The sequence below is a fragment of the Lysobacter daejeonensis GH1-9 genome, assembly GCF_000768355.1.
Taxonomy (GTDB): domain Bacteria; phylum Pseudomonadota; class Gammaproteobacteria; order Xanthomonadales; family Xanthomonadaceae; genus Aerolutibacter; species Aerolutibacter daejeonensis.
Genome location: NZ_AVPU01000053.1, coordinates 1 through 7,725, shown reverse-complemented (window position 1 = coordinate 7,725; position 7,725 = coordinate 1). Strand labels below are relative to the sequence as shown.

At 68.7% G+C, this 7,725-nt stretch carries 7 protein-coding genes; 1 reads left to right on the top strand and 6 read right to left on the bottom strand.

The genetic code is table 11. The features are described 5' to 3' along the window. Both mreC and N800_RS14645 read right to left on the bottom strand, forming a co-directional pair. Window positions 1–873, bottom strand: an 873-nt coding sequence (gene mreC / locus N800_RS14650) for a rod shape-determining protein MreC (protein ID WP_036140344.1), incomplete at its 3' end; no start/stop codon positions are given. A gap of 71 nt (window positions 874–944) precedes the next feature. Then, window positions 945–1,991: a rod shape-determining protein gene (locus N800_RS14645; protein ID WP_036140342.1), complete on the bottom strand. Its 1,047-nt coding sequence runs from the start codon at window positions 1,989–1,991 to the stop codon at window positions 945–947. A 289-nt stretch (window positions 1,992–2,280) separates the two neighbouring features. Here N800_RS14645 and N800_RS14640 point away from each other — a divergent pair, with 289 nt between their 5' ends. After that, window positions 2,281–3,213 (top strand): carbohydrate kinase family protein, encoded by a 933-nt coding sequence (locus N800_RS14640; RefSeq protein ID WP_036140340.1) that lies wholly within the window; start codon window positions 2,281–2,283, stop codon window positions 3,211–3,213. Window positions 3,214–3,291: 78 nt separating this feature from the next. Here the strand turns inward: N800_RS14640 and N800_RS14635 are convergent, their stop codons facing one another. The 4 genes from N800_RS14635 to N800_RS14620 all read right to left on the bottom strand — a co-directional run bounded on the left by N800_RS14635 (window position 3,292) and on the right by N800_RS14620 (window position 7,553). Beyond that, window positions 3,292–3,759, bottom strand: coding sequence for an aminoacyl-tRNA deacylase (locus N800_RS14635; protein WP_036140337.1), 468 nt, complete (start codon window positions 3,757–3,759; stop codon window positions 3,292–3,294). A 150-nt stretch (window positions 3,760–3,909) separates the two neighbouring features. Continuing rightward, on the bottom strand, window positions 3,910–4,641 hold the full coding sequence (locus N800_RS14630) for a hypothetical protein (RefSeq protein ID WP_036140334.1): 732 nt from the start codon (window positions 4,639–4,641) through the stop codon (window positions 3,910–3,912). Next, entirely contained in the window at window positions 4,638–5,615 is a 978-nt protein-coding gene (locus tag N800_RS14625; protein ID WP_036140332.1) for an alpha/beta fold hydrolase, read from the bottom strand. Before N800_RS14625 ends, N800_RS14630 begins: the two co-directional genes overlap by 4 nt. 3 nt (window positions 5,616–5,618) lie before the next feature. Beyond that, window positions 5,619–7,553, bottom strand: a complete 1,935-nt coding sequence (locus N800_RS14620; RefSeq protein ID WP_036140330.1) for a M1 family metallopeptidase — start codon at window positions 7,551–7,553, stop codon at window positions 5,619–5,621. Window positions 7,554–7,725: the final 172 nt, after the last annotated feature.

The following is a 7,725-nucleotide window of genomic DNA, read 5'->3' as shown; positions in this document are numbered from 1 at the left end:
CTGGGGGGGCGCGGATGGCGCCGGGGCCATCGGCGGCGCCGCGCGCAGCAACAGCACGTCACGGCCGCGGTCCAGCTGCGCGGCGGGGCGCACCTCGCCCTGCAGGTAGGCGCGGCTTTCGTCCGGGCTCAGGTCGGTGATGGTGCCGACCAGGAACCCGGCCGGGAAACGCCCGCCCAAGCCGGAGGTGATCAGCTCATCGCCCACCTTCACGTCGCTGGAGGTGGGGATGTTGCCCAGGCGCAGGCGTCCGCCTTCGCCGCGACCGTAGGCCACCAGGCGCACGCCGTTGCGCACCACCGCCACCGGCACCGCATGCGCGGGGTCGGTGATCAGCAGCACGCTGGACTGCTGCGGCTTGGTTTCGATGACCTGGCCGAGCAGACCGCCGGCGTCGATCACGCTCTGGCCAACGCGCACGCCATCGGCACTGCCGGCCCGCACCACGATGCGTTGGCGGGTCGGGTCGAGGTCGATGTCCAGGATGGGCGCCAACTGCACGTCGACGCTGCTGGTCTGGGCCGCATCCAGCAGGCCGCGCAGGCGCTCGTTGTCCGCGGCCACGGTGCGCAGCCGCGCCATCCGCGCCTGGCTGAGCAGCAACTCCTGGCGCAGCCGCTGGTTTTCCTCGGTCAGCTGGCCGAGGGTGCCGGCATCGTCCTGCACCCGGCGCATCGCCTGCCCAGGCCAGCCGGCAACGGCCCACAACGGCTGCACCACCAGCGAGAACTGCTGTCGCGCCTGGTGCAGCCAGCCCCCACGGTGGTCCAGAACGATCAGGGCCACCGCCAGCCCCAGGTAAATCATCAGCCGCAGCGAATCGGCGATCTCGCCGGAGCGGGGGGGCGTGGGGGGACCGGCGTAAGGCGGCACGTCAGCGGATCAGGTCACGGGTTGGAGGGGACGACGGGGCCGCGCCACGCGCGCGGCAAAACGGGTGCGGCTCAGTCCGGCGCGAAGAACTCGTTGCCGTGCATGTCCACCAGCTCCAGCGCACGACCGCCACCGCGGGCCACACAGGTCAGCGGGTCGTCGGCCACCTGCACGTGCAGGCCGGTTTCCTCGCTGATCAGGCGGTCCAGGTCACGCAGCAGCGCGCCGCCGCCGGTCAGCACGATGCCGCGCTCGGCCACGTCCGCGCCCAGTTCCGGCGGGGTCTGCTCCAGCGCCAGCTTGATCGCGGTCACTATCCCGGCCAGCGGCTCGCGCAACGCTTCCAGCACTTCGTTGTTGCTGATGGTGATCATCTTCGGCACGCCCTCTGCAAGGTTGCGGCCGGTGACCTCCATGGTGCGGTTGTCCTTCTGCGGGTAGGCGCAACCCAGCTCCAGCTTGATCCGCTCGGCGGTGGCCTCGCCGATCAGGGTGCCGTAGGTGCGGCGCACGTAGTTGATGATCGCCTCGTCGAAGCGGTCGCCGCCGATGCGCACCGAGGCCGAATACACGATGCCGTTCAGCGCGATCACCGCCACTTCGGTGGTGCCGCCGCCGATGTCCACCACCATCGAGCCGCGGGCCTCGGTCACCGGCATGCCGGCGCCGATGGCGGCCGCCATCGGCTCCTCGATCAGGTACACCTCGCGGGCGCCGGCCTCCTCGGCCGACTCCTTGATGGCGCGGCGCTCCACCTGGGTGCTGCCGCACGGCACGCACACCAGCACGCGCGGGCTGGGACGCAGGAAGCGGCTCTTGTGCACCTTGCGGATGAAGTACTTGAGCATCTCCTCGGTGTAGGTGAAGTCGGCGATCACGCCATCCTTCATCGGCCGGATGGTGGTGATGTGGCCGGGCGTGCGGCCGAGCATCTGCTTGGCCTCCGCGCCGACCGCGGCCACCGAGCGGGTGCCACCGATCAGGCGGTCCTGGCGGACGGCGACCACCGAGGGTTCGTTCAGGACGATGCCCTGTCCGCGGACATAGATGAGGGTGTTGGCCGTGCCCAGGTCGATGGACAGGTCATTGGAGAACATGCCGCGAAACTTCTTGAACATCGGGAAACAGGCCGTCTTGGGGGATGCGGGGGCAAGTGGGCTAGCCTAGCAATACCCCCCGGGCCGGGCAAGGAAAATCAGGGGTTTGCAGCCGTTTTCGCGACGCCCGCAACTGCCCGCGTTGGCGCTTCGTTCAACTTGCGACCGCGGTCACGGCCGGGGGCGGCTGGCCCGGGACCGGTTCAGCCGCTACCCTACGCGCCGTACGGCCGCGTCCGTCCCTTCCAATCCCTTGCCGCACCCGGCCGTCCGGCGGGCGGCCTGCCCCCTCAACAGGAGCTTCCCGCCCATGTCGGCACTGATCTGCGGCTCGCTGGCCTACGACACCATCATGGTGTTCCCCGACCAGTTCAAGAACCACATCCTCCCGGACAAGGTGCACATCCTCAACGTGTCCTTCCTGGTGCCGCGGATGCGCCGCGAGTTTGGTGGCTGTGCCGGCAACATCGCCTACAACCTCAAACTGCTGGGCGGCGATCCGATCCCGATGGCCACCGTGGGCCAGGACTTCGGCCCGTACCGCGAGTGGTTCACCGAGCAGGGCATCACGCTCGATCGCGTCAAGGTGATCGACGAGCTGTTCACCCCGCAGGCCTTCATCACCACCGACCACGACAACAACCAGATCACCGCGTTCCACCCGGGCGCGATGATGCGTTCGTACGAGAACCACGTGAAGGACGTGCCGGGCGTGACCTTCGGCATCGTCAGCCCCGATGGCTACGAAGGCATGTTGCAGAACGCCAAGCAGTTCGCCGACGCGGGCATTCCCTTCATCTTCGACCCGGGCCAGGCGATGCCGCTGTTCAACGGCGAGGAACTGCGCAAGTTCATCGAACTGGCCGACTACGTCACCGTCAACGACTACGAGTCCAACCTGCTGCAGGAGCGCACCGGCTGGAGCGAAAAGGACATCGTGCAGCGGGTGAAGGCCTACATCTGCACGCGCGGACCGAAGGGTGCGGAGATCCACACCGCCGAGAAGACCTTCGACGTGCCGCCGGCGCACGAGCGCCGCGTCACCGACCCGACCGGCTGCGGCGATGCGTTCCGCGCGGGGCTGATCTTCGGCATCGAGAAGGGCTACGACTGGATGACCATCGGCCGCATCGGCAACCTGATGGGTGCGCTGAAGGTGGAGCATCCGGGCACGCAGAACCAGCGCTTCGATTACGAAGAGTTTGCGGAGCAGTTCAAACAGCAGTTCGGGTACGCGCTCTAAGCGAGCCCCTTGACCGCACACGCGTCGTCGGCCGGGTCGCCGGCGGCGCGTGGTCATGCATCGGTAGCCGAGCCGGCCCTACATCACGTGCGCGAGCCACAGCAGTTCGGGCTCGGCGAGCTTCTCGAACTCGGCATACGGCATGCGCACCGCATCGGTGTGCGTGCCCGCGTTGAACGCGATCTCCGGCTGCTGCGCCAGGCGCGAGTCGACGTACACCGGCATGCCGTACAGGTGACCGAAGGGCGGCATCGCACCGAGTTCGCAGTCGGGGAAAGCGTTGCGGAATTCCGCCTCCTCGGCCAGTTCGACCACGGGGCCTCCGAGCGCCAGCGACAGGCGATGGAGGTCGACGCGGTAGGCGGCGGGCATCACCATCATCGCCAGGGCGCCATCGATCTTCAGCATCACGGTCTTGGCGAACAACTCGCGCCGCACATGCGCGGCGGCGGCGGTGTCGAGCGCGGTGACGGCGCGTTCGTGGGGCACCGGGGTGTACGACGCGTGCTGCGCGTCGAGCAGGCTGTGCAATCGGGGCGCAAGCATGGCGGCCTCCCGGAGGGCGTACGCCAGCGTTCCACGCGGCGTCGCACGTGACAGGGCGCGAAGGTCCGCCCCGCGCCGGCTTGGCGCGCGGGTCGCGCGCCATGGACCGAGCTTACGCCCGCCGGGGAAAGGCGATGTAAAGGCCCGCGCCTACTGCGGCCACTTCGGCAGCGACGTGGTATCCAGCGCGGCCACTTCGAACACCGCGGTGCGCGTGCCACCGGCCTTCACCGGGAACTCGATCTCGATCACCTTGGCGTCGCGCGCGAGCTTCCACAGCGCCTTCTCGTCCTCGATGAACATCGCGATCGCCTCGTCGGTCTTCGGGCGCCGGCCGGCCATCGGCTTGGGCGCGGCATCATCGGCCTTCACCCTGACCTTGCAGCCGGCGTAGCAGTTGAAGTCGCCGGCTTCCAGCACGAGGTAGCTGCTGGTGCCCCACTCCGGGTGGTCGCGGAAGATCAGCCGCACCGGCTTTGCGCCGCGGCCGTCGGTGTCCACCGGCTCCTGCGAGTAGATCGACGCCGACAGCTGGCTACCCTTGCCCACCGGCTCGTTGCCGTACGACCACAGCGAGGCCAGGCGACGCTGCTCGCGCGCCTCGGTGGCCTTGCCGATGGCATCGGCGTGGCGCTCCTTGATACGCGCGGCGGCGGTGCTGTCGGGGTACTTGTCGATCAGCACGTCGCCGTGCGCCTTGGCCAGCTCCCAGTTGTGGCGGCCGTATTCGGCGTCGAACTGCTTGGCTGCTTCGTCTGCGGCCTGCTCCATCGCCGCCTTCTGGCGCGCTGCGATGGCGGCGGGATCCTCGGCGGGCTTGCAGGCGACCACGGCCAGCGCGGCGGCCAGCGGCAGGACGAGGCGGAGCGTGTTGCATTTCATCGGGGCTGTCCTCGTTCGATCAGCGCGACCACCGCATCCGCGACCGCCGCTGGTTGTTCCATCAGTGACATGTGGCCGCAGCCGTCCAGCAGGACTTTCGTGGCTTGTGGCATGCGCGCGGCGTAAAGATCGAGTGCACTGGGATCGATCACCGCGTCCTGCCGGCACCATAGCAGCAGTGCCGGTTGGCGAATGTGCGCGGCTTCCTCGCCTGGCAGGAAGCGCTCCTCGCTGCGGCCAATGCGGTCGAGCACGGCCTGCTCGAACGCGGCCTCGCGCGTACGCCGGGCGACGTAGATGCCGTCCGCCGGCCAGGGGATCCACGGCTTGGCCGCCGCATCGAAGAACACGGTATCGAGGTAGCGCTGCATCGTGGCCACGTCGCGCACCGCGAACGGGTTGCGTCCCGCCAGGACCTCCTGGCCGAAGCGGTTGTCGGCAAAGCGCACGCCCGCGGCGTCGAGCAGGCCGACGCGGTCGACCAACGCCGGATGCCGCGCCGCCACCAGCGCGGCGATGCCCCCGCCCATCGAATGGCCGAGCAGCACCGTCTGCCGGCCGGGCTGCCGTGCGACCGCCCGGATGAAGGCCGCCACCCGTTCCGACTGCGCCAGATAGCCGTAATCGGCGCCGCGCTGCCGGCTGCTCGCGCCCCATCCGGCGAGGTCGGGAATGACCAGCCGGTAACGCCCGCGCAATCGCTCGGCGAGCGGGTACCAGTTCTCCTTGCTGCCGGTGAAGCCGTGCACCATCACCAGCACCGGGGCGTCGACGGGTGCCTCGTCGCTGACGGCGTACACCCAGCGATGGCCGGCCACGTCGACCGAGGCCTGCTGCAGGCCCGCGCCGAGACGCAGGCGAGTGAACTCCGCGCGCAGCACCACCTCCGGATCGCGCGCCACCCAGACTGCGCCACCCAACAACAACGCGGCCGCCACGAGGGCGGCCGCGATGGAGGCATTACGCCAGCGCATGCCTTACTTCGCCGGGCCCTGCTTGGCCTTGGCGATCACCGACTCCACCGAACCGGTGGTGATCGGGTGGTAGCCGGGCTTGGCCTTCGCGAAGGTTTCCTCGGCCAGCTTCAGGCCTTCGGGCGTCTTCGCCAGCGCGTTGTAGGTCGGCATGATCAGCTTGCGGCGGCCGATCTTCTGCAGGAACGCGCTGATCGCGGCATCGGCCTGGTGGTAGCCGCTGCGCACCGCCAGCGGGTACCAGCGCTGCGCGATCTCGCCATTGGGCGTGCCGGTGAAGTGGTACGCGGCATCCAGCGCGGCCAGCTGCTCAGGCTTCAGCGTTTCCGGCATGCCTTCGATGAAGTGCACCCACTCCTGGGTGATCCACTTCGACGTCAGCGCCTTGTCCGGCAGCGTGCCGTTGTCCAGCCACGCCTTGCGCGCGGTGTCGACGGCCTCGAAGCGCGGCGACACGGTCTTCGGCGCGAAATCGGGGATGCCCGGCTCATACACCCACTGTTCGACTTCCTGCATCGTCACCTTGCCCGGGTGCTTCTCGATCAGGTTGGTCTTGAGGTAATCGACGAACTTGGCGGTCGGGATCGACTGGAACGAGAAGTGGTCGAAGTAGCCCTTCAGGAACGGGTCGAACACGTCACGGCCAAAGCGCTGCTCGAGGAACTGCAGGAACCACGCACCCTTGGTGTACTGCTGCGAGGTCAGCGAGTCGTCCGGGTTGCGGATGGTCTCGGGCTTGAGGGCCAGCACGGTGGTTTCGGGCTTGGCGTCCTTGAACTCGACCGCCAGCTCGTTGCGCGATATGACGCTTTCCATGTCGGCCTGCTCCTTGCCGAACAGGTCCTCGATGATGCGGTTCTCGACGTAGCTGGTGAAGCCTTCGTTGAGCCACGCGTCCTTGGAGCTGGAGAAAGTGACGAGGTTGCCCGACCAGCTGTGCGCCAGCTCGTGGGCGATCAGCGACACCAGGGTCTTGTCGCCGGTGATCACCGTGGGCGTGGCGAACGTCAGGCGCGGGTTCTCCATGCCGCCGTACGGGAACGACGGCGGCAGCACCAGGATGTCGTAGCGGCCCCAGCGGTACGGGCCGTACAGGCGCTCGGCGGTGTCGATCATGCGGCCGGTGTCGGCGAACTCGGCGGCGGCCTTCGGCGCCATCGCCGGCTCGGCCCACACGCCGGCCTTGTCGGTGATCGGCTGGAACACCAGGTCGCCCGCGGCAATGGCCAGCAGGTACGACGGGATCGGCTGCGGCATGGTGAAGCTGTAGTCGCCGTCACGCGCGGCCTTCGGATCGTTGTCGGCGCTCATCAGCACCATCGCGTCCTTCGGCGCGGTCACGTGCGCGGTGTAGGTGAAGCGCACGCGCGGCGTGTCCTGCAGCGGCACCCACGAACGCGCGTGGATCTGCTGCGACTGGCTGAACATGAAGGGGCCCTTCTTGCCCTCGGTCATCGCCGGGGTCAGCCACTGCAGGCCGGAGGCGTCGGGTGAGGTGGTGTAGCTCACGCGGATGCGCGGGTTGCGCTGCGGGGCCTCGATGGTGAGCTTGCTGCCCAGCAGCTCGTCGGCCGGCGCGAAGCTGAACTTGAGGTCGTCCCACTTGCCGTCGGCGCGCTCGCCCACGACCTTGTCGACGGTGATCGCGCGGCTGTCGAGCACCAGCTCGGTGGCGTTGGGGTCCAGCCAGTCCAGGGTGTAGGTCGCGCTGCCCGACAGGGTCTTGGCATCGAAGTCGACCTTCAGCTCCAGCGCGAGGTCCTTGGTGCGGACCTTGTCGGGTTCGGCGTAGGACTGCTCGTCGGTTTCGGCGGTGGCGTTCACGGTGGCCTGCTGGTCTGCGGACGGGGCAGCGGTGCCGGGGGCCGGCGTGGATTCGCGCGAGCAGCCAGCGGCAAGCGCGGCGGCCAGGCACAGGGTCAGGATCGAAAGACGCATGGAAGGCACTGGGTGGCGAGTGAAGCCCCGAGTTTACCGCCGCCCGCGCCCGGTGCGCCCTCCCCACTTCCGGCACACTCGGCAAAGTCGTCGTGCCGTCATGCTGTGGCGATGACGCCTTTGCTCCTTCGCGCTGGACGCGCCCACCCACCCCGCCCTGCCCCACACCCCG